Origin of the sequence: Marinobacter guineae (assembly GCF_002744735.1) — a bacterium.
GTDB classification, from domain to species: Bacteria; Pseudomonadota; Gammaproteobacteria; order Pseudomonadales; family Oleiphilaceae; genus Marinobacter; species Marinobacter guineae.
Genome location: NZ_KZ319339.1, coordinates 811,173 through 836,282, shown reverse-complemented (window position 1 = coordinate 836,282; position 25,110 = coordinate 811,173). Strand labels below are relative to the sequence as shown.

Annotated in this window: 21 protein-coding genes; 10 read left to right on the top strand and 11 right to left on the bottom strand. The window is 58.3% G+C overall.

Going from position 1 to position 25,110, the window contains the following annotated elements; translation table 11 throughout:
* Nucleotides 1-62: 62 nt before the first annotated feature.
* The 4 genes from CLH62_RS03800 to CLH62_RS03785 all read right to left on the bottom strand — a co-directional run bounded on the left by CLH62_RS03800 (nt 63) and on the right by CLH62_RS03785 (nt 5,480).
* Nucleotides 63-2,093 carry a CocE/NonD family hydrolase gene (locus CLH62_RS03800; RefSeq protein WP_099616798.1) on the bottom strand — a complete coding sequence of 677 codons (2,031 nt, stop codon included), beginning with the start codon at nt 2,091-2,093 and terminating at the stop codon, nt 63-65.
* Between the two features lie 14 nt (nt 2,094-2,107).
* Nucleotides 2,108-3,394 carry an ATP-grasp domain-containing protein gene (locus tag CLH62_RS03795; RefSeq protein WP_099616797.1) on the bottom strand — a complete coding sequence of 429 codons (1,287 nt, stop codon included), beginning with the start codon at nt 3,392-3,394 and terminating at the stop codon, nt 2,108-2,110.
* 111 nt (nt 3,395-3,505) lie between these two features.
* Nucleotides 3,506-4,825: an ATP-binding protein gene (locus CLH62_RS03790; protein WP_099616796.1), complete on the bottom strand. Its 1,320-nt coding sequence runs from the start codon at nt 4,823-4,825 to the stop codon at nt 3,506-3,508.
* The gene (locus CLH62_RS03785; protein WP_099616795.1) at nt 4,815-5,480 is read right to left on the bottom strand and encodes a response regulator; all 666 of its coding nucleotides are present in this window, start codon (nt 5,478-5,480) and stop codon (nt 4,815-4,817) included. The genes CLH62_RS03790 and CLH62_RS03785 overlap by 11 nt, the downstream gene beginning before the upstream one ends.
* A 169-nt stretch (nt 5,481-5,649) precedes the next feature.
* Between CLH62_RS03785 and CLH62_RS03780 the strand changes: the two genes are divergently transcribed.
* The 4 genes from CLH62_RS03780 to CLH62_RS03765 all read left to right on the top strand — a co-directional run bounded on the left by CLH62_RS03780 (nt 5,650) and on the right by CLH62_RS03765 (nt 10,229).
* Complete coding sequence (locus CLH62_RS03780) at nt 5,650-6,963, top strand: ferredoxin reductase family protein (protein ID WP_099616794.1); 1,314 nt, start codon at nt 5,650-5,652, stop codon at nt 6,961-6,963.
* 87 nt (nt 6,964-7,050) lie between these two features.
* Nucleotides 7,051-7,452 carry a PepSY domain-containing protein gene (locus CLH62_RS03775; protein ID WP_099616793.1) on the top strand — a complete coding sequence of 134 codons (402 nt, stop codon included), beginning with the start codon at nt 7,051-7,053 and terminating at the stop codon, nt 7,450-7,452.
* 58 nt (nt 7,453-7,510) lie between these two features.
* Entirely contained in the window at nt 7,511-7,981 is a 471-nt protein-coding gene (locus tag CLH62_RS03770) for a DUF2271 domain-containing protein (protein WP_099616792.1), read from the top strand.
* A gap of 22 nt (nt 7,982-8,003) precedes the next feature.
* Nucleotides 8,004-10,229 carry a PepSY domain-containing protein gene (locus CLH62_RS03765; protein WP_099616791.1) on the top strand — a complete coding sequence of 742 codons (2,226 nt, stop codon included), beginning with the start codon at nt 8,004-8,006 and terminating at the stop codon, nt 10,227-10,229.
* 20 nt (nt 10,230-10,249) lie between these two features.
* On the opposite strand, the gene CLH62_RS03760 is transcribed toward CLH62_RS03765, so the two are convergent.
* Together CLH62_RS03760 and CLH62_RS03755 are read right to left on the bottom strand one after the other, a co-directional pair.
* Nucleotides 10,250-11,737, bottom strand: coding sequence for an amidase family protein (locus tag CLH62_RS03760; protein WP_099616790.1), 1,488 nt, complete (start codon nt 11,735-11,737; stop codon nt 10,250-10,252).
* Nucleotides 11,738-11,784: 47 nt separating this feature from the next.
* A complete protein-coding gene (locus CLH62_RS03755) occupies nt 11,785-12,792 on the bottom strand; it encodes a hypothetical protein (protein ID WP_099616789.1) in 1,008 nt (335 codons plus the stop codon).
* A 186-nt stretch (nt 12,793-12,978) separates the two neighbouring features.
* Between CLH62_RS03755 and CLH62_RS03750 the strand changes: the two genes are divergently transcribed.
* Both CLH62_RS03750 and CLH62_RS03745 read left to right on the top strand, forming a co-directional pair.
* Nucleotides 12,979-14,733 carry an autotransporter assembly complex protein TamA gene (locus CLH62_RS03750; protein ID WP_211285639.1) on the top strand — a complete coding sequence of 585 codons (1,755 nt, stop codon included), beginning with the start codon at nt 12,979-12,981 and terminating at the stop codon, nt 14,731-14,733.
* A complete protein-coding gene (locus CLH62_RS03745) occupies nt 14,730-18,491 on the top strand; it encodes a translocation/assembly module TamB domain-containing protein (RefSeq protein ID WP_211285637.1) in 3,762 nt (1,253 codons plus the stop codon). The genes CLH62_RS03750 and CLH62_RS03745 overlap by 4 nt, the downstream gene beginning before the upstream one ends.
* A 2-nt stretch (nt 18,492-18,493) precedes the next feature.
* On the opposite strand, the gene CLH62_RS03740 is transcribed toward CLH62_RS03745, so the two are convergent.
* The 3 genes from CLH62_RS03740 to CLH62_RS03730 are packed head-to-tail and all read right to left on the bottom strand — an operon-like array spanning nt 18,494 to nt 20,946.
* The gene (locus CLH62_RS03740) at nt 18,494-19,180 is read right to left on the bottom strand and encodes an SIMPL domain-containing protein (RefSeq protein ID WP_099616788.1); all 687 of its coding nucleotides are present in this window, start codon (nt 19,178-19,180) and stop codon (nt 18,494-18,496) included.
* Between the two features lie 31 nt (nt 19,181-19,211).
* Nucleotides 19,212-19,952: a gamma-glutamyl-gamma-aminobutyrate hydrolase family protein gene (locus CLH62_RS03735; RefSeq protein ID WP_099616787.1), complete on the bottom strand. Its 741-nt coding sequence runs from the start codon at nt 19,950-19,952 to the stop codon at nt 19,212-19,214.
* Entirely contained in the window at nt 19,945-20,946 is a 1,002-nt protein-coding gene (locus tag CLH62_RS03730) for an amidoligase family protein (protein WP_099616786.1), read from the bottom strand. The genes CLH62_RS03735 and CLH62_RS03730 overlap by 8 nt, the downstream gene beginning before the upstream one ends.
* Nucleotides 20,947-21,163: 217 nt before the next feature.
* Here CLH62_RS03730 and lexA point away from each other — a divergent pair, with 217 nt between their 5' ends.
* A complete protein-coding gene (gene lexA, locus CLH62_RS03725; protein ID WP_099617613.1) occupies nt 21,164-21,772 on the top strand; it encodes a transcriptional repressor LexA in 609 nt (202 codons plus the stop codon).
* 42 nt (nt 21,773-21,814) lie between these two features.
* Nucleotides 21,815-22,306: a cell division inhibitor SulA gene (locus CLH62_RS03720; RefSeq protein WP_099616785.1), complete on the top strand. Its 492-nt coding sequence runs from the start codon at nt 21,815-21,817 to the stop codon at nt 22,304-22,306.
* Between the two features lie 4 nt (nt 22,307-22,310).
* Here the strand turns inward: CLH62_RS03720 and CLH62_RS03715 are convergent, their stop codons facing one another.
* Nucleotides 22,311-22,571 carry a hypothetical protein gene (locus CLH62_RS03715; protein WP_099616784.1) on the bottom strand — a complete coding sequence of 87 codons (261 nt, stop codon included), beginning with the start codon at nt 22,569-22,571 and terminating at the stop codon, nt 22,311-22,313.
* A gap of 51 nt (nt 22,572-22,622) precedes the next feature.
* Complete coding sequence (locus tag CLH62_RS03710) at nt 22,623-23,135, bottom strand: DUF6586 family protein (RefSeq protein ID WP_099616783.1); 513 nt, start codon at nt 23,133-23,135, stop codon at nt 22,623-22,625.
* Nucleotides 23,136-23,393: 258 nt separating this feature from the next.
* Here CLH62_RS03710 and CLH62_RS03705 point away from each other — a divergent pair, with 258 nt between their 5' ends.
* Nucleotides 23,394-24,752, top strand: a complete 1,359-nt coding sequence (locus CLH62_RS03705) for a DUF1329 domain-containing protein (protein WP_099616782.1) — start codon at nt 23,394-23,396, stop codon at nt 24,750-24,752.
* Between the two features lie 17 nt (nt 24,753-24,769).
* On the top strand, nt 24,770-25,099 hold the full coding sequence (locus CLH62_RS03700; protein WP_099616781.1) for an SOS cell division inhibitor: 330 nt from the start codon (nt 24,770-24,772) through the stop codon (nt 25,097-25,099).
* Nucleotides 25,100-25,110 lie beyond the last annotated feature (11 nt).

Sequence of the window (25,110 nt, the reverse complement as noted above, 5' to 3'; positions counted from 1 at the left end):
TGAATTACTGGTCTGACTTTTTGCGTTTTGGCTGGCAGAAGGTTCCTGCAGATAGGGCAGGGTCAGACCAGCTTCCGCGGAATGCTTTCGTCCCAGTTTCTGGAAAACACCCGCGTCTCCCCTTCCCAGGCATCCAGCTGTGCATGGATGTAGAAGTGCTCCATATCGCAGGTCATCACCGTACGAGTGATGGTTTCCACCTGCCAGTCGCCACGACGCAAACCCCATTCGCAAAGGGTTTCGCCACGCAATGATCCGAAGTCGTCACCACAGTACGTGTACCACTCACGGGTGCTACGTTTTATTTCCAGGTCCACCTCTGTCAGCCGGGTCCAGCCGGGATCATTGATCACCTCCAAAGTGGATATGTCGTTGGCCAGGTCGCGCTTTACGAACCAGTTGTTGTGCGCCGTTTCCAGCGCCACCTGATCGATCGGGGGTGCGCCCTCGGGCTTTTCGAACTCGGGTTCCGGCGGCTCGTCATGGGGTTGATGCGCAGGGATGCTGAAGCGGCTGCCCGCCGGAAAAATGGTCAGCCTGACCGGCTCTGGAGGCGCCCAGGTGAGCGGAAAATAGGAGGTAGACAGTGACAGGCGAAGCCGGTGGCCCACGGGAAAATGCTGAGCGCAGCCGTTGAGCGTCAGACGGAGCCGGTAGCGCTTTCCCGGAACCATCTCCTCCGGTTGTTCATGGCTGTCCCGGTGGCAGAGGTTGAGCACCCCATAGGTCACCCGCGTGGCCTTGTCATTGGGCGCCACGTCCGACAGCCGGGCGGCCAGCATGGCCACGGGACGGTCCGAGCACAACTCCACTTCCAACACTACCGCGCCCAGCAGTTCCAGAGACTTTTCCAGCGGCGCGGACTCGAACACCAGGGCCCCGCCATCCTCCTCGCGCTGATCATGGGGCAGGTCCGGTGTGGCCGCGTAGGAGCACCACTTGCCCGCGAACAGCCCCACGCTCAGGGGAGATTGAATCGTCAGCGGCTCGTTGTCCACCGGCTCGCCTTCGGACCGCAGGCGGCCGCTGCCGTCCAGCTGCAGTGTCTCCATGGTTACATGGCGGCTGGGCCACTCCGGTTCAGCCAGCCAGCGACCGGGCCTTTCCTGGTAGCGGGTAAAGGGCGGGACACTGTCCTGCAGCCAGGCGCGCAGAACCGGCTCACGGTCCATGCCGTTATCCCTGCCCTTGAGCCAGTGGTCCCACCAACGCACCGCCTCCTGCAGGAAGCCGATGGCGGGACCGGGCACACCCTCATGGGGATACTTGTGACTCCAGGGGCCAATCAGGCCCTGGCGCGGTACCTTCAGGTTTTCCATCAGGCGGAAAACCGCATTGGAATAACCGTCTGCCCAGCCGCTAACCGCCATTACCGGGCACTGGATATCGTTCCAGTCCTCACACACGGAGCCATGTTTCCAGTAGTTGGTACGATGGGGGTGGCGCAGCCACTCGACCACCCAGGGTTCATTGGCGCGCAGGCGCTCGAACCAGAGGGCGCGCCATTGCTCTCCCACCATCTCGGGATCCGGCGGCAGGGAATTGAAGGCGAACATGGTGGAGGCCCAGGACAGATTATCCCCGAGCAGACACCCGCCCATGTAGTGCACATCGTCGGCGTAGCGGTCGTCCGTGGCGCAAACGGAGATCACCGTCTTCAACTCCGGCGGCTGCATGGCAGCAATCTGCAGACCATTGAACCCGCCCCAGGAGATACCGATCATGCCGGCGGTACCGTTGCACCAGGGTTGCTGTGCCAGCCAGCGCAGGATCTCGCAGCCATCATCCAGCTCGAGCTGGATGTATTCATCCGACAGCACGCCATCGGAGTCTCCGCTGCCACGCATGTCCACGCGCACGGCGGCATAGCCATGACCAGCAAAGTAGGGATGCATCACGGCGTCTCGCGGACGGGTCATGTCCCGGCGACGATAGGGAATGTACTCGAGTATCGCCGGGACCGGCGCTTCCTCCGCACCCTCGGGGAGCCAGACGCGGGCGGCAAGCTCCACCCCGTCTGCCATGGGGATACGCACATGCTCTATTTCACGGACCCTGCAGGGCAGATCGGTGGCGACTTGGGGTGTGCTCATCCGTCCTCCTTTTTCTAGTGGCGAAACCGGAAATCCAGTCGAGCCTTGATATGACCTGCCTGTTTATCGATTTCTTCCACGCTGTCGCCGCCCAGAAACAGCAAGGCGTACTCGAAGCTGTAGCTGTCCTGGTGGAGCATGTCACTGAGCCTGCCGCCCTGTTCCGCCTCCACCTTGATATGGCACCCGGGAATGTCCTTTTCGATGGCACGAACCTCATCCGCACCGGGTACCCGTTCGACCACTGCGTCCTGGTGTTCACGCAGCATGATCTTGGCGGCATAACGGTACTTGCCGCCTTCCGGCGGAAAAGCTGGCTTGCGTCCCAACGCCACGTCTACCATTGCCTGGAGGTTGGAGCTTCCATCCACCATTTCGAACAGCGGACTATGGGATTTGGAGCAACGGGTATTCACCTCCAGCATCCACACGGTGGCGTTCTTTTCATTATAAAAAAACTCGATATTGAACGGTGAATTGTCAAAGCCCGTCCGCTTGATAAAGCGCCGACAGTCCTGAACCATGATGTCCTGAACCGAAGCCGGCAAGCTCGATGGATACTGATAGCGGGAGAAGGAGGACCCGACCGCACCCTCACGCAATGAGTCCACCGCCCCGTAGATTTCCACCTCCCCGTTGAGCACATAACCTTCCAGGGTGCATTGACGTCCTTCGGATATGATTTCTTCTGCTATACAGTGCCAACCGTCAACGGGCGCGATATCGTCCGGAAGCTGGGCCATTGCGAGGATATAGTTGAAGGGTTTGGCAAACACATGGATACCATCACGGGTCTGCTCAAGGGCGTGTTCGAAATCCTGCCGGTTATTGACATGAAAGCCCAGTTGCGAGGAATGCGCACGCACGGGCTTGATCCAGAAGGGGTAAGGCAGTGGCGGCGTATCCAGCACGTTCTCGTCGAACGGGTTCAAGCTTGCGAAACGGGGTGTCTGCCTCGGCGCCACCTGTACCTCCTCCGTTCGTGCCCAGTACTTGTGCTCGCAGCGCAAGGTGGCTTCCAGGGAGGGGCCCGGCAGGCTCCACTCCCTACGCAGGATGGGTAACAGACTGCAAGTGGGAAAGTCCCAGTAGCCGACGATGGCGTCCACGGTCCCGGGGAAATCTTCCAGCGTTTGCCGGGCACGATCCAGAAGCTCCGCCATATCGTAGTCGATGGTGTCCACGGCCGTTTTCATATCCAGCAGTGGATGGAAGACCATATCCTCGCTGCCCAGCAGTCTTTCAAGCATGACCTGGTGAAAGTCATCCATGGCCATGACGAATATATTCTGTTTCGCCATTGGAACTTCCTCCATGAGAGCCATCGATTTCGGCGATTCACGCTCCCGCTGGTCGATCTGACAGGCACGAATTACCGGATGATGCCAATTATGACCATAGCAGCACGCTCGCTATCGTGCGACAAGCTCCGCTTCAAAACCGTCCTGCCGTCCCGTTGCCGGCGACCTCAGATGCAATGTCATGCCTGCACCTTTGGCAATCGCGTCTGCGATGGCGAGGCCCAGGCCGGAACCGGTTGCATCCGTGTTTGAGCGGGCAAACCGGTTCCGTAGCAGGGCAAGTTGTTCCGGTGGTACGACCTTGCCACCATTGCATACCCTCAAGGTACCATCGTCTGCCAGGCTGACCTCCACAGACTGATTGTGGGAGCCGTGCTTGAGGGCATTTTCAATCAGGTTACGCACCAGGATGGCGAAGGCATCGGGATCCAGGAAGGAGTTCACTTCACCCTCAGGCAAGCTCAGGATTATCCGTCCCGGAACCTGACCTTCAAAATCAGCAACGATCATCGCCAGTATTGGCACAAGGTTGTGCTGATTCTGTGATATGGCTCCCCCGCCTTCGGCTTTCGCCAGTTCGAGCAGTTTCCCGGACAGCATCGACAGGCTGCGCAGGGCGTCCTCAATCTCGGCAACATTATTCTTGAGCTGATTACTTTGTACCTGGGTTTTCAGTCGCTGCACTTTGGCGAGCGCTGTTGCCAGGGGTGTCCGCAACTCATGGGCGCTGTTCGCAGTAAAACTCCGTTCTGTGTCAAGGGCGCGGTGCAATCGTTCCAGCAACCGGTTGACGGCAACGGCGATCGGCTCGAATTCTTTTGGTAGCCGATCCTCGGCAACGGGGGAGAGATCTCCAGCACCTCGGGATTCTATCGACTGCTGGAATTCGACCACTTTTCGCAGGGACAACCGGACAATCCACCAGACACCCAGCAGGCTGATCGGAACCAGGAAAACCAGGGGCATCAGCAACGCCAGACCCGCCTCCAGTGCCGCTTCGCGTCGGTGAGCCAAAGGTTCGGCCACCTCAATGTAGAGGGTGTCACTGACGGCAGAGGCTCCGTATATCCTGTGCGTCGCCGTGTTTGAAAACCCTTCCCGGGGCAATGTGCCAAACACCCGGGGGTCGGCATCGTGGGACTGGAGCAGGAGGTTGCCTTTTGGGTCCCGGACCAGGTAAGTGAGGTACTCGTCATGGTCTTTCATGGCAGGGGCGGTTTGATTCCCGGTGCCATTTTCCCGGTTCAGGATGTCGGTGACGGCCAGCGGCAGGATGCGTTGGGCCGTTTCTTCCAGGGCGCTGTCGAAGACCTCATTCATTTCGTGCTGGGCCACGAGTCCGGATGCTGTAACGCCTAGCAGCCAGAGAAGGGTGACGCCCAGTGTGAGGCCGATGCCCAGGCTTTTCTGTAAGCTGGTTCTAGTGGTCATGTGTGTCCAGCCGATAGCCCATACCCCTGACTGTTATGATGGCGTCCCGCCCCAGTTTTTTGCGCATACGGCTGACATAAACCTCAATAGTGTTGCTTTCGATTTCTGCCCCGAAGGCGTAAAGGCGATCCTCCAGCTGCGATCGCGATAATAGCATTCCGGGGCGTTGGATAAAGCCTTCGAACAGTGCCCACTCCCTGGCCGTAAGCTCCACTGGCTGACCGTTGCGACTGATGCGGTGATCACCGAGATCCACCTCCAGCTCACCAACGCGTATCAGGGGGCTTGGATTGCCGCGGTAACGACGGGCTACCGCGGAGACACGGGCTGACAGTTCGGAAAGATCAAAAGGCTTCACCAGATAGTCGTCGGCGCCGGCGTTCAGGCCTTCAATCCGGTCAGACACCTGATCCCTGGCGGTTAGGATGATAACCGGTGTTGTGTTTCCTGTTGACCTCAGCTTTTTCAAAAAACCGAAGCCATGGCCGTCCGGCAGCATCAGATCGAGCAGAATCAGGTCGTAGGTGGTGGTCTGGACACTGGATTCGGCAAAGGCCAGGGTTTGCACCCAGTCCACCGCGTGGCCGTCATCGGTGATCTGATCCCGCACGGCCTCGCCCAGCCCAGTCGTATCCTCAACCAACAGTACTCGCATCGTTCACCTCTATCCCAACCCGGGAAGCAAGATACTACAGCGTGGGCCTGACAGCAGCCTGAATGGCGCTGGACCTTGTCATCTGTATTTCCACCGACCTTCAGTTGGCTGTCAGGTTTGGACGATAACCTTATCCCAACTATTCCAAGGTCCGATCGGAGGAAATGTCATGATTCGGATAATTTTACCTTTTATCGCCGTGGTTTCCGGGCTCTGGGCGTGGAATCTGACTGATGCGTCGGGCGCTGCTTCTATCTGGTCAGTCTATGACCAGAGCCTGTTGCTCAGCGGGTGGTTATCCATTGCATTGATGTCGCTGACCATGATGCTGGCGTTGCGTCCGGCCTGGCTCGAACGCCCCCTGGGCGGGCTGGATCAGATCTATCGTACCCACAAATGGGCGGGCATTCTGGCGGTGGTATTTGCCGCTGCCCACTGGCTGATTGAAATGGGTGATGACGTAATCGAGTCGATTTTCGGCGACGCGGGCAAGCAGCACGAAACGCATTATTCCGGGTTTATCGAATCCATGCGCGATGCCGCCGAGGACATTGGCGAGTTCGCCATTTATCTATTGTTCGCGATGTTACTAATTACCCTGTGGCGCAAGTTCCCCTACAAATTCTGGCGCTATCTGCATCGGGCTATGCCGGCGCTGTACCTGTTACTTGCTTTTCATGCGGCGTGGCTCACTCCACTGCAATGGTGGCAGCAACCTATTGGTATGCTGATGGTCATCCTGCTCACGGGCGGTAGCCTCGCCAGCGGGCTTTCCCTTGCTGGCAGAATTGGCCGTCGTCGCCGGGTTCAAGGAGCGATCACTGCAATCAATAACCCGGCCCGGGATGTCACCGAAGTAACCTGCCGTTTGGGTCCGACATGGCGGGGTCATCGTCCGGGGCAATTTGCGTTCGTGACATTCAACACGATGGAAGGTGCCCATCCGTTCACCATTGCCAGTGCTGACCAGGGAGATGGCACGGTCACTTTCTTCATTAAATCTCTCGGGGACTTCACTCGTAATCTCAGTCAAAAAATCAGGGTTGGGCAAACTGTGAAAGTTGAGGGCCCTTACGGCCGCTTTGATTTCAATCGAAGAAACCGCAAGTCCCACCAGATCTGGATTGCCGGTGGCATTGGAGTGACGCCCTTCCTGGCCTGGCTTGAAGCCATCGACACCAGTACGGCCCCGGCACCGGAGGCAGACCTGCACTACTGCACGCGAAATGCCGATCAGGACCCCATGGTGCAACGTCTCCGGACGCTTTGTCGGGACTTGCAGGGCATTAACCTGCAGATTCATGACAGCAGCAAGGGTGAGGCACTCTCGGCAGAGAAGCTGGCTGCCGGCGGCCGTTCAGCTGCAGGGGCGGAAGTATGGTTTTGCGGCCCGGCAGGGCTGGGGCGGGCAATCGAACAGGGAATGCGGGCTGCGACCTTTCGTCTGTCGCGGTTCCATAAAGAGGCTTTCCAGTTCCGCTGATCTTCGTCGATCAAGTGCGGGCGTGTTCAGGCCACTGTCAGGTTAACCGCATAGAGTGTTTGGTGTGGACACAACAGGAGACATTTCATGAAGACCAAACCCGTGATTTTAAGCCTTGCTTTATTGTTGGTGGGCACTCCGCTGCTGGCTGACGACGATTGTGATGATCCGGTGGCCAATTGGCAGCCCCGGGAAAACCTCCGCCAGAAACTGGAAGGCGAAGGCTGGAAGGTATACCGCATCAAGGTGGATGACGGTTGTTATGAGGTAAAAGGCCTGGCGCCGGAGGGTTATCGGGCAGAGGCGTCTTTTGCACCGGCTTCCCTGAAGTTGATGGAAATGGAACGGGAAGAAGACGATGACGACGACGATGAGGACGACGATCGCGGCTACGGCAATCAAAGGCAGGAAGGTGCCCAGGTCAATGGCCAGGCGCCGGCTCCCAGCAATGGCATCGTCAAGGGCCGTCCCACTGTAACGGTTGAATAACCGGACTGTTCTTTCTGTTTACTTTTTGCGCGCTTTACGTTTTTACCGGAGAGACTGTATGAAAAAGATTGTTATTGCGCTGGGCCTGGCTATTGCAGTTGCGTTGCCGGCTCTTGCACAGGCTCGTGAAGTGACCTTCACGACCGAATTGCTCAACTATGGCGGCGATGGCGCCTACCTGGCGCTTTACCTCACGGATGCTGCCGGTAACTACCAGGGAACTCTCTGGATTGCGGGTAAAAAATCCAAATACTACAAACACCTGAGTGGCTGGGCGCGCGGCAGCAGGCTCAATCCGGCTGAATATGATGGCCTGACCGGAGCCAGTATAACCAGCGGGCGAACCCTGAAAATCACCCTTAATCTGGATGATGCCCTGATCGACAGTGGCCACGAAGTCCGTGTCGACACCGCCGTTGAGGACATGCGGGACAATCGGGCGGATGTCGCCGTACCACTGACCAGCGACGGTGCCGGCAAACCGGTCACCGGGCGTGGTTATGTTGCCTCATTCCGCTACGACTTTTAACCGACTGGCAGGAGCTAAGGCAATGTTACGACAATTGCACGGTTTACCGGGGCTGCTGGCGGCGTTGTTCCTGATTACGCTCGCTATCACCGGGGCGGTTCTGGCCCTGGCGCCGGCGATGGACAGGGCGGCAGCAGTGATCCCGGCTTCTGGCGAGGTGAGCGTGGCGGAGCTGGCAGGACGGGTGGTGGCCCATTACCCGGGAACCGAACAGATTGTGCGGGGCCCGTCCGGTGGAGTGGTCGTGTATTACAGCCGTGACGGCCAGCCCGGGGCGGACCTGGTCAGCCCCTTGACCGGAGAGGGCATTGCGCCCTATGAGCCATCGCCTTTTTTTACCTGGATCAAGGATCTGCATCGCTCGTTTCTGGTGGATGACGCAGGCCGGATGTTGGCGGGGGTGATGGCCGCTGTCATGGTACTGCTGTGCATCTCCGGGATCCTGCTGCTGGTCCGCCGGGCCGGCGGCTGGAAGGCTTTGTTACGGCCGTTCGCCGGTTCCGGTAACAAACGGATTCACTCTGAACTGGCCCGGTTTGCCGTTCTCGGGTTGCTGCTGTCAGCGTTGACCGGCAGTTACCTGTCAGCTCAGCGTTTTGGTTTGTTGCCCGAACCGGTCGAAATCGGGCCCATGTTTCCTGCTGAGGTCTCTGGCGGGCAACCGGCTCCGGTGGCGACGCTGGGCGCGCTCTCGAATGTTGACCTGAGCGAACTACGGGAATTGGTGTTTCCCTATCCAGATGACCCGCAGGATGTCTATTCCCTGACAACCAGCGGTGGTTCCGGATTTGTTGATCAGGCGACCGGAGAGCTGCTTAAGTATCAGCCTCGCTCTGACGGTAGCGTATTCCAGCAGTGGATCGTCAGTTTGCATACCGGCGAGGGCCTGTGGTGGCTGGGCCTGATTCTCGGAGTCGCGGCGCTGACCATACCGGTGCTGTCGGTGACGGGAATAACAATCTGGTGGCAGCGACGCCGCTCGTCAGGGAAGTTTCCGGACAATGCCGATGCCTCTCAGGCGGATACCATCATCCTCGTCGGCTCCGAAGGTAATACCACCTGGGGGTTTGCCCGGGAACTCCACGCCAGCCTGAACAAGGCAGGTTTTCGGGTGCATTGTGCCGAGATGAACGCATTGGCTGACCGTTATCCCCAGGCTTCCATGCTTTTTGTGCTGACCTCGACCTATGGCGACGGCGACGCGCCGGCGTCCGCTCGGAGCTTTATGGCCAGGCTCCGTGATTTCCGGGGCGAGAAGACTCTGAAATACGCCGTGCTGGGCTTTGGTGACCGACAGTTTCCGAACTTCTGTCAGTTTGCAGTGGAGGTGGATGCGGCGCTCGCCAGCAAAGGACTGAGCCGTTTGCATACCATTGAGCTGATTGACCGGTGTTCCGCTTCGCAATTCAGTGAGTGGGGAGACAAGGTCGGTAAGCGTATCGGGACACCGCTTGCGCTGACCTACGATCCGTTGCCGCAGTCCACGGTAAAGCTGGAGCTGGTAGAGCGGGCGGATTACGGGGTTGCGGTGCAGGCACCTACCAGTATCCTGCGTTTCAAGACGGCGGAGCAGGGACGGGGCTGGTGGCCGACGTTTCTCCCCCGAGCCGGCAAGACTCTGCCACAATTCGAAGCGGGCGATCTGCTGGGCGTGATGCCTCCGCACGGGCAGGGCCCGAGGTTCTATTCTCTTGCATCCTCTGCCACTGACGGGGTTTTGGAGATATGCGTCCGCAAACAGCCTGGCGGTCTTTGCTCCGGGTATTTGCACGGGCTCAGACCGGGTGATCGAATTGATGGATTCATCCGCCACAATCCCGGCTTTCGGCCCGCCACCGGTAACGCGCCGGTCATTCTAATCGGAGCCGGTGCCGGGATTGGCCCATTGACCGGTTTTATCCGAAAAAATACCGAACGCAACCCTATGTACCTTTATTGGGGCGGACGCAGTTCGAAATCTGATTTTCTGTACCAACCCGAGCTATGGCGCTACCTTGACGACCATCGGCTGACCGGGCTGAATACGGCGTTCTCGCGATCTGACGAGCGCGCTTATGTTCAGGATAAGCTCAGGCAGGATCAGATGGCTGTGCGCCAGATGGTTAATGCGGGAGCTCAGATTCTGGTCTGTGGTGGCAGGGATATGGCAGCTGGAGTGAAGCACGTCATTGAAGACATCCTCAAACCCCTGGCAACCGATGTTGAAACGCTAAGAGCCGAAGGGCGGTATCTGGAGGACGTCTACTGAATGAACGGCTTTCCTGCTTTTCAAAGACCTTCCGGCTTCACAAACCCGGCAAGCCCGGCTTCCTCCAGCAATTGCGCAAACCGGATCGTCGTGAGGTCCATTCCCGGCGCACCAATCACCTGAACATTGAACGGCAAGCCATCGTCCGTGCGCCCGATCGGTACGGAGGTGGCCGGCAGGCCCAGCAGGGTGGCGAAGGCAATCCAGCAGAACTGGTCCATGTAGGCCCGTGGCTGGCCGGCAACAGTGATGCGGCGCTTGAACGCCGGGTGTGAATGGTCGTGCCGGATGGCGGTGGTGGGCGTGACCGGGGTGAGCAGTACATCCACCTCCCGGAACAGGGACTCGATCTCCGCCCGCATTTTCTCCCGCATCTCACTCCAGGCCATCCACTGATACACGGATTGATTCACGCCTCGCCCGTATTCACCGATAAACGGTGTCGTGGGACCCAGGAATCTCAGCCAGGGCCCGAGCCGCGCAATCCATTTCATTTGCCGGCGCTGGGCGGGTTTCAGGGAGGTGCTGAGCAGGCTGCCCAGCAAGTTAAAGTAGGGGGGCAGGATATGCTCCAGGCTGAGCAGGGGATGGCTCGCCTCCGCCACCAGGGCGCCTTTGTCGGCCAGGGACTTGCCCAGTGCGCGATAACCTTCGGTGAGTTCCTTTTCGACCGGGCACAGGGAATCTTCAAGCCATAAGCCGACCCTGGCCTGATCGATGGATTGAAGATTTGATGGCCACATATTCAGGGCCCAGCTGCGTTCCTCAACGGGTCTGGGGCCGGCAATGACCTTCAACAGCAGTTCAAGATCTCTGGCATTGCGGGCCATTGGGCCGCCCTCCACCAGATCTGGCCGGGACTGGGTGCCGGGAGGGCCGGGGATGTGGCCCCGAAAGGAAACCAGCGAACGCGTAGGCTTGTGGCCAAACACGCCGCAGAAATGCGCGGGTATGCGAATGGAGCCGGCCAGATCACTACCCACCTCCAGGGGCGTCATGCCGGCCGCCAGTGCCGCAGCGGCGCCACCGGAGGACCCGCCGGGAGTGTGGGCGGAATTGTGGGGGTTGTTGGTTACGCCAAACAGTTTGTTATAGCTTTGCAGGTCGGTGGCATAGATCGGCACGTTGGTCTTGCCCAGAATGATCGCCCCGGCGTTCGCCAGGCGCTGCACGATATCAGCATGGATTTCAGGCCTGTGGTTTCTGAGTGCCGGCGCACCTGCGGTACAGGGCATTCCTGCCACTTCCCAGGTATCTTTCAGGGTAAGCGGTAATCCATGAAGTGGCCCTTTAGCGATATTTGCCACACGCTGTTTATCGGCTTCGCGGGCGCTGGTCATTGCGCTCTGTTCATCCAGCGTGACGATCGCGTTGATGGCAGGGTTATGCTCACGTATTCGTGCCAGCAGGGCAGTCATTAGTGCCTCGCTGGTCAGGGTCCCGGCCTCCAGTTGGCCCAGGAGTTCATGGGCCGGCTGATAGTGCAATGGAAGGTGCGGTGCATCCATGGATGGTCTCTTTATTATTAGGGTGGTAATGGATGGCTGCCGATTGCTCAGGGCATTTCGGTGCGCCAGTGTTTTACCTTCACCTGGCCCTTGACGGCATCAATTATTTCAATGATCAGATTGATCAGTGCCTCGTTCTGGGCTTCATCAGCCTGCTCCTCACCGGGTGTCGGCAGGAACACGTTCACGATGTCTTCAATGAAGGCGTGATTGGAAGCCGAGGCCAGGTCTTCAAGGATCTGGTGGATGACATGGGCAACGATGTCTCCCACGGCCTCTTCCAGGGTTTCCTGTATGGTGGGCCCTACCACCGGAAGATATTTCAGCCGTGACAGCTCCAGATTCTGTTTTAGTGCATTATCGACTCTGTCCTCCAGATAGCTTCTGAGGGCGCCGCGGTTGGGTACATAGCCCTCCTGAGCGGCCTCGGCCACTCGTTTGGAAATCCAGTCAGACAGCATGTCTCGTCGGGGGTAGAGAATATCCTGCTGGATCTTCTCGAATAGCGGGGAGCCCCGTTGCACCTCTTGCTGCACACCACTGAGTACCTTGAGTACGATCCGGTCCGACAGTTCTTCCATAAACGCTTCGTAATAGAAGTTAACGAACCGGTAGATCTTGGTGTTCGTAACATCAATAATTTTGTACTGGTGCAGGCGGTAGATGATGGAGATTATCCTCAGAACACGGAGGAAGCGCAGGCTGCCAACAGGAATACAGCCCACCAGGTCGTACCAGTGGATAAACGGGTAGAAGTACCAGCGGTCATAGACCCTGGCCTTGATGGCGTAACCCCAGCGTACAAAAAACTCGGTCAGGAATATGGCGACGAAGATCAGATCGTAAAATATGAATCGTTCGTGGATCGGGTGGTAGAGGGACTGTATGGTCGGCACCTGCTCTTTCAGCAGATTCTGGACGGCGACAAAGTTGTAGATCGAGTCCCAGATGATGAGCGCCAGGTTGATAATCAACAGGCCCAGCATCAGGAAATCGATGATGAACCAGATGAGCTGGTGGCTGGATTTGAGGTTTTCTCGGTTAATCTTCAGCATTCGCCAGAGTCCGGGTTGTTGCTAAGTCTCTGACAGGTTAGCTTATTTCAGAGGTACAAACGACTCGCCCTGAAGCCGCTGCCCAAAGGCCGTGCGGCCAACCATGGATTAACTTGACCGTCTGCCATTAAACTCCCACGCTTGAATGGAAGTCCTCCTTGTTACCACCAACACTGAAATAGCCGGATGCTATCAATTTACCAAGCTGTGAAATCGTGCCGGATCCGGCTTTTTGTGGCTCTGCTTTGCTGCGCTCCCGAATGGGTTTTCGCGCAACAGGTTGAAGTACGGTTGGAAGGCGATTACCCGGATCTCAGGGCGAACGCCGAGGCATTTATTGGTGAGGTGGAGGGCCGTAGTGAGGGTAACCTTCGCCGCTATGCGCCTACCGCGGTCAGCCAGGCGCGGGAAGCGTTGCGGGCACTTGGGTATTACAGCCCGTTGATCGACTGGCGGATTCAGGAAGGAGATTCGGAAACAACCGCAACACTGATATTAACCATTAAACCCGGAGAGCCGGTCAGGGTCATTGACCGCACCGTTGAAATCAGGGGAGAGGCTTCCTCGGATGAGCGGTTCACGGCCAATCTCCCGGCGCAACCTGCGGAAGGCGATATTCTCAATCATGGCGAATATGCCAGGCTCCGCGAAACCATCCAGACCCGTGCGCGCCGTCGGGGGTATTTTGATGGCTCGTTTGTGACTCACACCCTGAAGGTGGATCCCGCTGCCCGGACCGCTACGGTCACTCTGATTTACGACAGCGGGCAGCGATACCGGCTGGGAGACGTTACCTTTGCGGAGGGGCACTGGTTTGAAATCGATCTGCTGGAACGGTTCGTTAGCTTCACGCCAGGCACACCGTATCATGCCGATGAGATTGCAAAGCTGAACAATGATCTACAGGGCAGCGGCTATTTCAGGGGGGTGGATATCGATGCCTCCCCGGGTAACGCAGAAAACGGAGTGATCCCGGTCAGCGTCGCCCTTACCAGGCGAGAGGCTCGGTCGGTGGCTGCGGGTGTCGGTTTCTCGACCGATGTGGGGCCGCGGTTGACGGGCACCTGGCGCGAGCACTGGATCAACCCCATGGGCCACAAACGCGGAGCGGAAACGGAACTGTCCGCTCCCAGGCAAAGCGTGAGTGCCTGGTATGAGCTGCCGCTGGATCCGCCCATGACTGACCTGATCCGGCTCACCAGCGGCTATCAGAGAGAAGATATCGAAAATGTCGAATCGGAACTGCTGACCTTCGGGCAACAATGGCAGCATCAGCTTGACGATGGTTGGCTGCAGGTATTGTCGCTTCGTTGGGAAGGGGAGCGCTACAACATCGGCGACGATGAAAAAGGCACCAGTTCACTGCTCCTGCCCGGCATTGGCTACTCCAAAATCCATACCGATTCGCAACTGGATCCCTCCCGCGGTTACCGTCTTCAGTTTGACGCGACCGGCTCGCATCGCTCGGTCCTCTCCAGCGTGGACATTCTCCATGTGAATGCGCTGGCCAAGGGATTGTTTACCCTTGCGGAAAATCACCGTTTTCTGGCCCGCTTTCAGGTGGGCGCCGTTGCCACCAACCGGTTTGAGGATGTTCCCCCCTCACTGCGCTTTTTTGCCGGTGGTGACCAGAGTGTCCGGGGCTATGGTTATGAAACCCTGTCGCCGGAAAACGATAACGGGGTCCCGGTGGGCGGCCGCTATCTGATGGTCGGCAGTGCTGAATACCAGTACCAGTTTGCAGACCAGTGGCGGGCGGCGCTGTTCGTGGATCACGGTAACGCCATCAACCAACTGAACGATCCGCTGGCCACAGGTGCCGGTGTGGGTATTCGGTGGATCAGTCCGGTCGGGCCGCTGCGTCTGGATATTGCCAAGGGGCTGGATCCGCAGTTCGGCGGCGGCTGGCGGATTCACTTTTCCATGGGGCCCGAGCTGTGACACAGACACCCGAGCAATCACCAGACAGGAATCCGGAGCGACCGAGAGGACGGCATCGCCTCCGGTTCTGGCTGCTTTTGTGTCTGGGGCTTCTGGTGCTCCTGCCGCTTTTAGTGCTGGCGGCGGTTCTGCTTGCCTTGCGTTCCGAAACCGGCACCGCCTGGGTGATTGACCAGGTGCCCGGCTTACTGGTGGAAAATGATCGTGGCTCCCTGTTTGGCCAGTGGCAGGCCGATCATCTCGAATGGCGGGGTTATGGCGTTGAAGTGGTCATCCAGGCGCCATTGGTGGACTGGTCGCCCTCTTGCCTGTTCCGTAAGCAACTGTGTGTGGAGATGCTTCAGGCACAAAAGCTTGAGGTTACCCAGCTGCCTCCAGCTGAAAAATCCGGGGACAGTGGCGGGATAACTCTGCCCGGCGTTGACCTGCCCCTCGCCCTGAGGGTCAGTGGTGTCCGGATGGGGACCTTCACCTTCAATGGCAACAAAATCTGGGACCGGTTTGAGCTCGATGCAGGCGGATCCGGAGCGGCCTGGAACATTGATCGCCTCTGGTATCAGCTGGGGGACTATACCGTCAGTGCCTCCGGCCGGATTGAGACTCGCCGGGACTGGCCAGTCGACCTGGAGCTCACGGCCAGCCTGCCAGCCCCATTCGGTGATGAGTGGACCGTGGACGCCACGCTCTCCGGCAGCGTCCGGAACCTGATGGTTAACGCTCAGAGCGGCGGTTATCTCGATGCCAGATTGACCGGAGAAGTCGAGCCGCTGGATCCGGCGCTTCCGGCCCGTTTCAAGTTGACCTCCGACAACTTCCTGGCGGCCCGGGCGCTGCCGGAAACCCTGATCCTCCAGGACTGGTCTGTAGAGGCGCAAGGCAGCTTGCAGAAGGGATTCCGTACCCGTGGGCAGGCCCGGTTGCCCGGCACTGCCGGACCGGTAAAGCTCTTGCTCGAAGGCCTGGTCACCACTCAGGCTGCGGAAAACGTCCGTATTGAACTGGCCACTGTCAAAGAGTCCGGGGCTGGTCAGGATACTGTGGTCGCAACCGGAAAAGTGAACTGGACTGGCGGGCTGAACGCCAGTGCGGACGTCCGGCTGCGGGGCTTCCCCTGGTATACGCTGGTTCCGGGCCTCGAGCCTCCGCCGGTATCGCTTCAATCGCTGGATGGCACCGTTGCCTGGCAGGAGGGAAACTACCAGGCCGAGCTGACCGCTGATGTCGATAGCCCCCAGGGCAAGGCCGAAGTGTCTGCCAGGGTCAACGGCGACCTGGAAAAAATTGAGGTGACGGATCTGAGGGTTGTAACGGGTGCCGGTTCGCTCGCGGGTAACGGATCAGTGAATTATTCCGGCTCCCTGTCCTGGCAGGCTGTGTTGCAGCTTCAGGACTTCAATCCCGGCTTCTGGGTGCCCCTCCTGGAAGCCAGCCTCAGTGGCGAGGTAACAACCGAAGGGCAGCTCAGGCAAGGCGCGATTCCGGAAATGACCGCGGGCTGGAATCTCGAGGGGGCCTGGCGCTCCAATCCTGCATCTCTTGTGGGCAATCTCGAAACCTCATCAGGCAGTTGGGAGCTTTCCGGGCTTGAACTGGCAGTGGGTGAGAACAGCCTCGAAGGAAGCGGCACCTGGGGCGATCGTGTGCGCGCCGATCTGGCACTGGCGGTAAACGAGCCCGATGCGATATTTCCCGGCCTTGCCGGCACCCTGAAAGCAACCCTGACCGCAGGCGGCACGCCGGAGGACCCGACCGGGGAGCTTTCGGCAACAGGCCGGGACCTGAGCTGGCAGGACGAACTGGTTGCCGGGAATCTGTCCCTCGATGCGAGCCTGGAGTCGGGCCTGAGCCTGGCAAGCCGGCTTGAGGCTGGCAACATCAAGGCGTTTGGGCAGGAACTCGAATCGATCAATGTTGAAGCGATTGGCACTCAAGGTCAGCACAGTGTCGCTATCAATGCCAGCCACCTGGAGGCGAACCTGGAACTGGAATTTGAAGGTGGCGCCGGGCCAGACTGGCAAACCTGGCAGGGAGCGCTGTCCCGCGGTGTTATCGCCTTGCCCGGTCAGTCCCAGCGCTGGCAACTGGAATCTCCGGCAGCTCTGGCCTATATCGACAGCGGCGAACTTACCTTTGGCAATCATTGCTGGCGCTGGCAGCAGAGCACGGTCTGTGCAGAAGACCAGACCCTGCTCCCGGTTCCCCGGATTGCCTATACCATTGATCGGTTCCCGACTGTTGCACTGGCGCCGCTCTTGCCCGAAACCCTGCGCTGGGATGCCCGGATCAATGGCGAAATACAATTCACCTCAACGGATGCTGGTCCGGATGGGCGGGTTTTCCTGGACGCCGGCGATGGTGAATTCGAGGTGCTGGTGGACGGCGACTGGGAACCGCTTGCCTACAATGTCTTCACAACCGAGATAAACCTCAAACCGCAGCAGGCAGATCTGGCGGTCCGGCTTTCCGGGCCGGAAGTGGGTCAATTTGAGCTGGATATGGGGCTGGACCCGACCTCTACGGAGCGGAAGGTTGATGGGACCTTCCGGCTCGAAGGGCTGGATCTTGCGCTTGCCGGGCTGTTCACCGGGCTTGAGGAAATCGCCGGCCAGGTAGATGGGGAAGGCCGCCTCTCTGGCCCGCTGATGAAACCGGCTGTAAATGGCGAAGTGTATCTGACCAATGGAAAGGTCACAGACCCCAGGCTGCCGGTGCCCATGGAAGAAATTGTTGCGAGTCTTGAGTTCACGGGCTATTCCGCACAACTCAATGGTCGGATCCAGAGTAATTCCCGAAGCCAGACCATTATCGATGGTGAGTTTGACTGGCAGCAGGCGCCAAAGGGAGAAATCACCATTACCGGAAACCGGGTCCCATTTAACCTTGAGCCCTATGCCCGGCTTGAGATAGCGCCGGACCTGAAAATAGCGTTCCGGGAAGGAGCCCTGAAGGTTTCCGGTGAAGTTGGCGTACCACGGGGGGATATCGAGATAAAAGGGCTGCCGGCGCAGGCCGTCTCTGTCTCGGAAGATGAGGTGATTGTAGGTGTTGAGCAGGAAGAGCCGGTTGTCCGTTCCCTGGATATGGACGTCACCGTTGTGGTGGGCGAAGACAAGGTATCGTTTGCCGCATTAGGGGTAACGGGTGACCTGGAAGGCACCCTTAGAATTACCAACAATATGGACACCCGCGGGACCCTGCAGTTGGTCAATGGTCAGTACGAAGCTTTCGGTCAGGAGCTTACACTGAGGCGGGCCCGGCTGCTGTTTGTTGGCAATCTGACACAGCCTTATCTCGACATTGAAGCGGTGCGGGAAGTGGGTACGGTCGTCGCCGGCATTCGCCTCAGTGGCCCGGTTGAGTCGCCCAACACAGAGGTCTTCTCCAATCCCGATATGCCGCAGACTGATGCGTTGTCCTACCTGATTCTGGGGCGCGCTCCCCAGAGCAGGGGCGACGAGGGACAGATGAGCCGGGCTGCACTGTCACTGGGCCTGACCCAGGCAAACAAGGTGACGGGGCAAATCGGGGAGGAGTTCGGTATTCGCCAGCTGACCCTTGAAGCCGAGGGCGCCGGCGAGCAGACCTCGGTGGTGGCCAGTGGTTATCTGACCGATGATCTGAGCGTGCGTTATGGCGTGGGGATTTTCGAGCCGATTACTACCGTCGCACTGAGATATGACCTTGGCAAGTATTTCTACCTGGAAGCCGCCAGTGGTCTGGCGGCTTCCCTGGATATCTTCTACACCCGTGACTTCTGACGTCAGTCCAGTTCGAAAGTGGCACTGACCGAAGCCCGGATTTCCCGTTCACCGACGCTGGACACGGTATCTGACATGGCTTTGGCTTCCGCCCTCATCATCGGTACCGGGCGATGGCCGCCATTGACGTTGATGGTCACGACATCCCCGCAGGTGTGGTCAAGCTGGCTGGCCACGAAACTGCAGCGGGCTTTGGCATCGGAAATGGCCCTGGCTAGCGCTTCCTGCTCCATACCGGGTTCATCCGAGTGGAAAAACTGGTGGGGGCCCAGACTGTAGTCCAGTCCCAGGGCCTGAGCCTGTTGCAACAAGGGGTTAAGCAGAGTCAGGTCCTTGATGCTGAAACTGATGGTCTGGGACGCCATGGCCTGCTTTTGCGGCTCTTCGCCCCGTTCTTCAGGGGGCAGGGTGCGAGTATAAAGGTTGACGTTGGAATCGGAATATTCCTCGAGTTGGTCCCGATAGCGGCTGATTCCGTCGCGCCATTGGGTCACCATTGTTGCCACCTTTTCCGTGGCCTTCTGCGGAAGTGCATGTTCCGCACTGGCGGTGAACTGAAGCCTGGCGCTGTCCGGCTCATAGCGAACACTGCCCTCGCCAGCGAGCGTGACTTCGCCCGCCAGGGTCAGCGCCGGTGCCATCAGGGCGAGGGAAAGAAGAAAACGGGACTTTTGGTTCCGTCCAGCCATGGAAGTTCCTCCTGTGCATGCAGCATTGATATCAGGCGTCGTCGGAATCGGGTTCCAGGCGTGCCAGTTTGAATCGGCGGGCGGCGTCCACGAAATTGCCGAAGATGCGTCTGTGCCCGCTGTGGTAAAGCAAATACTCCGGATGCCACTGAATGCCCATCAGCCATTGGCCCCGGGTGTTTTCAATGGCCTGAACAAACAGATCGTTGTCAACCGCGGTAACGCGCAGGTTCCGGCCCAGGCGCTTGATGGTCTGGCTGTGAATCCGGTTGGCGCCAATCACCGGGGACTCCATCACTTCCCGTAGCCTGCTGGGTTCAACCAGACGAACCGTCTGCAGCGGTAACAACAGAGGACGATGCCTTGTATTCACTCGCAGAGGTGTCACGTTCTGGCACAGGGAACCATTGTGGAAAACGTTGATGAACTGGGCGCCGCGGCAGATACCCAGCACCGGAATACCAATTCTTTCTGCCTGTTCCAGCAGTGACTGATCGGTGGCATCCCGCATGCGGTCATAACGTGCGGTAACCTTCGGTTCCTGGCCATAGCGTTCCGGGTGCACGTGGGTGCCACCGGACAACACAAGGCCGTCGAGCAGGGATACATCCACCCGGGAGCCTGGCCGGATGTAGTAGGTCCTGGCCCCATGCAGTCTCAGGCCGAGGCTGATCAGACGGTGTGCCAGGCTCTTTCGTGCGGGGCCGCTGATACCGATGGTCAGTCCCGGAGTTTCCGGTTCCCGGCCAGGGTTCTCAGACTGCTCAGACATAGCCCTTCCTGGCAAGCCAGTTTTCAGTGGTTTCCAGCCAGCTGTGGGTCAGATTGTGCAGGTTGAGTTTTCGGCGTTCACGGAACAGAGCGCGCATCTCCGACAGATCGTCTGGATTGTTGGCTAAGCGTTCGAGCACCACCCAGTCATTCCAGACGGATGAAAAATGCCAGCCCGCGTTGTCGATATCGCAATCCGGAAGCCGGTAATGCAGGGTTGGCCGGCTTTTGATCCTTGGGTCCCTAACGTGGCGATCCAGCCGCTCATGATCGAGATGGGCAAACAGGGGCAGAAGGTCCAGGGCCCGGTTCCGGGTTGGATTGAACTCCAGGTAATCCTCCATCAGCTGCGGCAGATCCGGCTGATAGTCGTCTTCCATAAGCAGTTCGGTATACCGATTGTGCCAGGGTTCGATATACGTCGTGAACTTTCGGCTGACATCAAGCTGGTGCCTTGCCTTGAGCCAGTCATACAGAAGGGTGAAGGCCTGGAAGTAGCGCACCAGCGTTGCCGGCTTGAGGTCCGGCAGCTCGGGATTGAGCTGGAGGCCGAAGGCGAAGTAGATGGCATCACGGCTGCCAAGGGCGCCGGCCTCCCGAAGATTATCGACCAGGGATTCGACCGCTTCCAGGCTGGCAAATGGCAGCGGTGGGCTGATGATTTCCAGCGGAACGATCCTTTCCGCAGCGGCATCAATCACACCCATTGCCTGGCCGCCTAATTCCCGAATCGAACGGGGAAGCCGCTCATCGGCCAGATCAAGATCCTTGATGGGGTCGGAATCCAGTTCAACCGTGAATTCACCCAGCTCTGTCTTGAGCGTGGTCACGTACCGCGACTGCAGGACCGGTGTTCCTCCCAGCAGCTTTGCAACAAGAGCTACCAGTTCGTCGTAGCCAAGACCGGACATTTCAATTTCAACGCCAACCCTGCGCTCCTTTCCTTCTGTGGTTTTCAGAACATCGGGCATTCTGCAGGCCGTGGTCCCTGTCATGGTGCTCCCGGGTAGATAGTGAGTCATGACCTCACCATATCACACCGGTACTGATCGTCATTGTTAAGCGCTGGCAAGAAAATCAGGGTGGTGACTTTACACTGGATAAAACACTGTATATAGTCAAATCACTGTATATAAAAACAGGTTTGCCGGCGCCCCTTCGGGTGTCCCTTTTAAAGCGGGAATGCCGGCCCTGATCAAGCGGAGCAGCTTAATGAAGCTTACAGCAAGACAATCCCAGGTACTGGACATTATCCGCCGATACGTTGACGAGACCGGCTACCCGCCCACCCGGGCGGAAATTGCAGCCGAGCTGGGTTTTCGTTCAGCCAATGCCGCTGAAGAGCACCTGCGGGCGCTTGCCCGGAAGGGCGCCATTGAAATGGTGCCCGGGGCAAGCCGGGGCATCCGTCTGCCTGAGGCAGAAGAGGATCTGGGTTTGCCGGTGATTGGTCAGGTGGCCGCCGGTAGTCCGATTCTTGCGCAGGAGCACATTGAGGATCACTGCACCCTTCGGCCGGAGTTCTTTTCACCGTCGGCTGATTACCTGCTGCGGGTGCGGGGCATGAGCATGAAGGACATCGGTATTCTGGACGGCGATCTGCTCGCGGTTCACAGCACCCAGGATGTACATAACGGCCAGGTGGTCGTTGCCCGGGTGGGGGATGAAGTCACGGTTAAGCGTTTTCGCAAGGAAGGCTCGAAAGTCTATCTGATTGCCGAGAATGACGAGTTCGCGCCTATCGAGATCGACCTGAAAGAACAGGAACTGTTCATAGAAGGTCTTGGTGTAGGCGTTATCCGCCGTTCTGATCTGCACTGATCCGGCCGGGTAACCACAGATTTATTGAGAATCGGGTGAATTATGGAACAACTGAGCTTTAATCAGAATCTGGCATACCAACACAACGCTCTGTCCTGTTCAGTGCCGGCAGCTGCAGCCCGTGAGCGACGTTCCGTCATTCGCGCCCGACGCACCCCGGATACCACGGAAGCGCCTGCTGCTGGAAATGTGACTGAAATTATCCTGCCGCAGGGGCAGGTAGAAAATTTCCAGTTGCTGCTGCCTATGCTAACTCAGCTGAACCAGGAAAAGCGCTGGCTGGCGTGGATTGACCCGCCTCAGGCGCTGGTTAGCAAATGGCAGAAAATGCACGGAATTATTGCCGGCGAGCTGTTGGTGCTCCGCTCTACCCAGGAATACCCCGCGCAGGAACTGGCAGAGCGCGCCCTGAGCGCTGGTACTTGCCATGCGGTTGTCATGTGGACCAGGAAACTGGGTCGGGCTGCCTTCGATTCCCTGCAAAAGGCATCAGCAGAGGGTAACAGCCACGGTGTGGTGTTAAGGCAGCGCTAACCGCTCAGTGCAGCGTGTAGGAGGGCTGGGCGTCCGGGGCGTCCAGCTCATCGTCTTCCCAGTCGATATCGTGTGCGACGTTGCCGACAGCTTCAATGCCCGCGGCGATCATCGCCTTGGCAACGGACAGGTCGCGATCTTCCATCAGTTCCCGCGCTTCTTCCGAGAACGAGATCTTCACCAGCGGAGCGCTGTCATCGTCGATCCGGCGCAGAGCATAGTCGCCATTGGTCAATTGTACGATTTCAAAAAACGATGGTGACATTCAATAAACCTTTCAGTAGTTGAGATCCGGATAACGGGCAGCTTTATGCGCTTACCACTCGCTGTGCTGTTCTTCCAGATCGTCGGCAAAGTGTTTGACGGCATTGAGTGTTTTTAACAACGCCGCGGCAGAGCGGTCCGGGCCTGAGTCTGCGGATACCGCAATGATATTATCCGTACTGACTGTTTTTCGGGTTGCCGGCGGCCGGCTCTGGGCCATTTCCAGCTGATCCAGATGGTTCCACCAGCTTCCTGATCTGTTCTCGATCTCCCGCAGCCGGTTTACTTCGCTGGGTTCCTCTCCAATTGCCGAGGCCAGATCGTCCAGTGTTGAAGGGTCTTCGGACTTATTCTGGTATAGCCGGGCAATCATCACCAGTAGCAGGCGTCTGGATCTCAAAAGTAACTCGGTGGCCCCCTGTATCGCCGCTTCGCGGCGTAGTGCCTGCTCTGCTTCGTTGGGTGCATGTTCTTCATTCTGAGCCGTTGCCCGGTCAAGTTGACCTAGCAGTGTCCGGGCGAGGAACAGTTTCTGAGAAACCAGTGAATGCCATTGTGAGGCCATGAATTACCTGCAATCCCCGAACGTGGGCGTAAACCTCGGAAAATTAATCCGCCACTATACCATTTCTGACAGAAAATTTCTGCAGCTGTCGTTCGGGAGGAGTGGCTGAGGCGCGCATGTGGTTGCCAGAGAAGATTCACAATTAAATACAAACATTCACTTGAAACGGGCGTTTTAATTTGGCAAAAAAGGCGCCCGGCTGAACGAGCCCTGATTGTTGCGGCTGTCCAACAGCATGAATTTCTGGAGGTGTAAGGGATGCGAAGCCACATTGTTGCAGGTGTTGCAGCGGTTTTCCTCGGTTTGTCCGGACAAGCCCTGTCCAAGGTCACAGCCTCCGAGGCCCAGCGCCTGGGAGATGATCTCACTCCGGTCGGTGCCGAACGGGGCGCAAATTCCTCGGGTAGTATTCCCAAGTGGACCGGAGGTCTTACCCAGCCGCCGGAAGGCTGGCGTAAGGGGCAGGTGGAGACAGACCCATTCCCGGAAGATGAAGCCCTGTTTGTGATTACCGCGGACAATCTTGACCTCTATCGGGACAAGCTTTCGGGCGGCCACATTGCCATGCTTGAGAAGTACGGCCCGGATTTCTTCATGCCGGTGTATCAGACCCGGCGCACAGCGGCATTTCCAGAGCATGTATACGACAAGTACCGGGAAAATGCGGTTACTGCCGAGTTGCTTGATAATGGCAATGGCGTCCGGAACACCATCATGACCAGCCCGTTCCCGATTCCTGCCAGTGGCCTGGAGGTCATCTGGAACCACATTCTGCGCTATCGGGGCGAGGAGATTGGCTTTCGCAGCGCTTCTGCAACGCCTCAGGTGGACGGCTCGTTCAACTCCGTGGTGAATGATTACAGTTACTTTTTTGCCTACAGTCAGAAAGGTGCCGAACTTACAGAAATTGACAACAAGATTTTCTACCTGAAAACCGACACCGTTTCGCCATCGTCCCTGGCCGGGACCATTACCCTGGTTCACGAAACCCTGGACCAGGTGCGTTCGCCGCGTCTCGCCTGGCGCTATGATGCCGGGTCCCGCCGCCTTCGCCGGTCTCCGAACCTGGCCTATGAGACGGACCTGCCGAACTCATCGTCACTGCGTTCGGTGGACCAGAAAGACATGTACAACGGTGCTCCGAACCAGTACGACTGGGAGCTAAAGGGCAAGCGCGAACTGTTCGTGCCTTACAATGCCTATAAACTTCACGGGCCGACTGCGAAGCCAGCTGACGTGATCCGGCCCGGCCATATCAACCAGGCGCTGACACGATATGAACTCCACCGCGTGTGGGTTGTCGAGGCCAGGCGTAGAACCGGCATTGGGCACATCTATGATCGTCGGGTGTTTTATGTGGATGAGGACAGCTGGCAGATTCTGGCTTCTGAGGAGTATGATGCCAAGGGCAATCTGTGGCGGGTTTCCGAGGCTCACAACATCAGCTATTACAGTGAGCCGGTGTTCTGGTCTACCATGGAAATGACTTACGACCTGAAAGCGGAGCGGTACTACATCGATGGCCTGGACGATGGTTTCCCGGCGTACGATTTCGAACCCGGGTTCCGGGGTAGCGAGTTCACCGCATCAGCGGCACGTCGGGCCGCCCGCCGTTGATCCGGCAGGAGATCTGAATGACAGCTTTACAAGCTCAACTGGAACACCTGGACCGGCTGATGGCTGACCTCGGTCGCGCGCTGGCGGACAAGGATTGGGACGCCATGGCGCAGCTTAATGACAAGGTAAAACCGGCGGTCGAGCCTCTGATGGCTGCCCTCGAGGCTGGAGCACTGGAACCGGAGCCGGTGCGGCTCCGGCTGGAGGAGCTGCAGCAATTTATCGACGCAGCGGATGAATCCGCCCGCATCGCCCGCAAGGAAGCAGAAGACGGCCTAAAGGGGGTGAACCGGAATCGCAGCGCTGCCAAGGCCTATCAAAACGTCTCCTCAAATCCGCCAAAATAGCGTCATTAAAT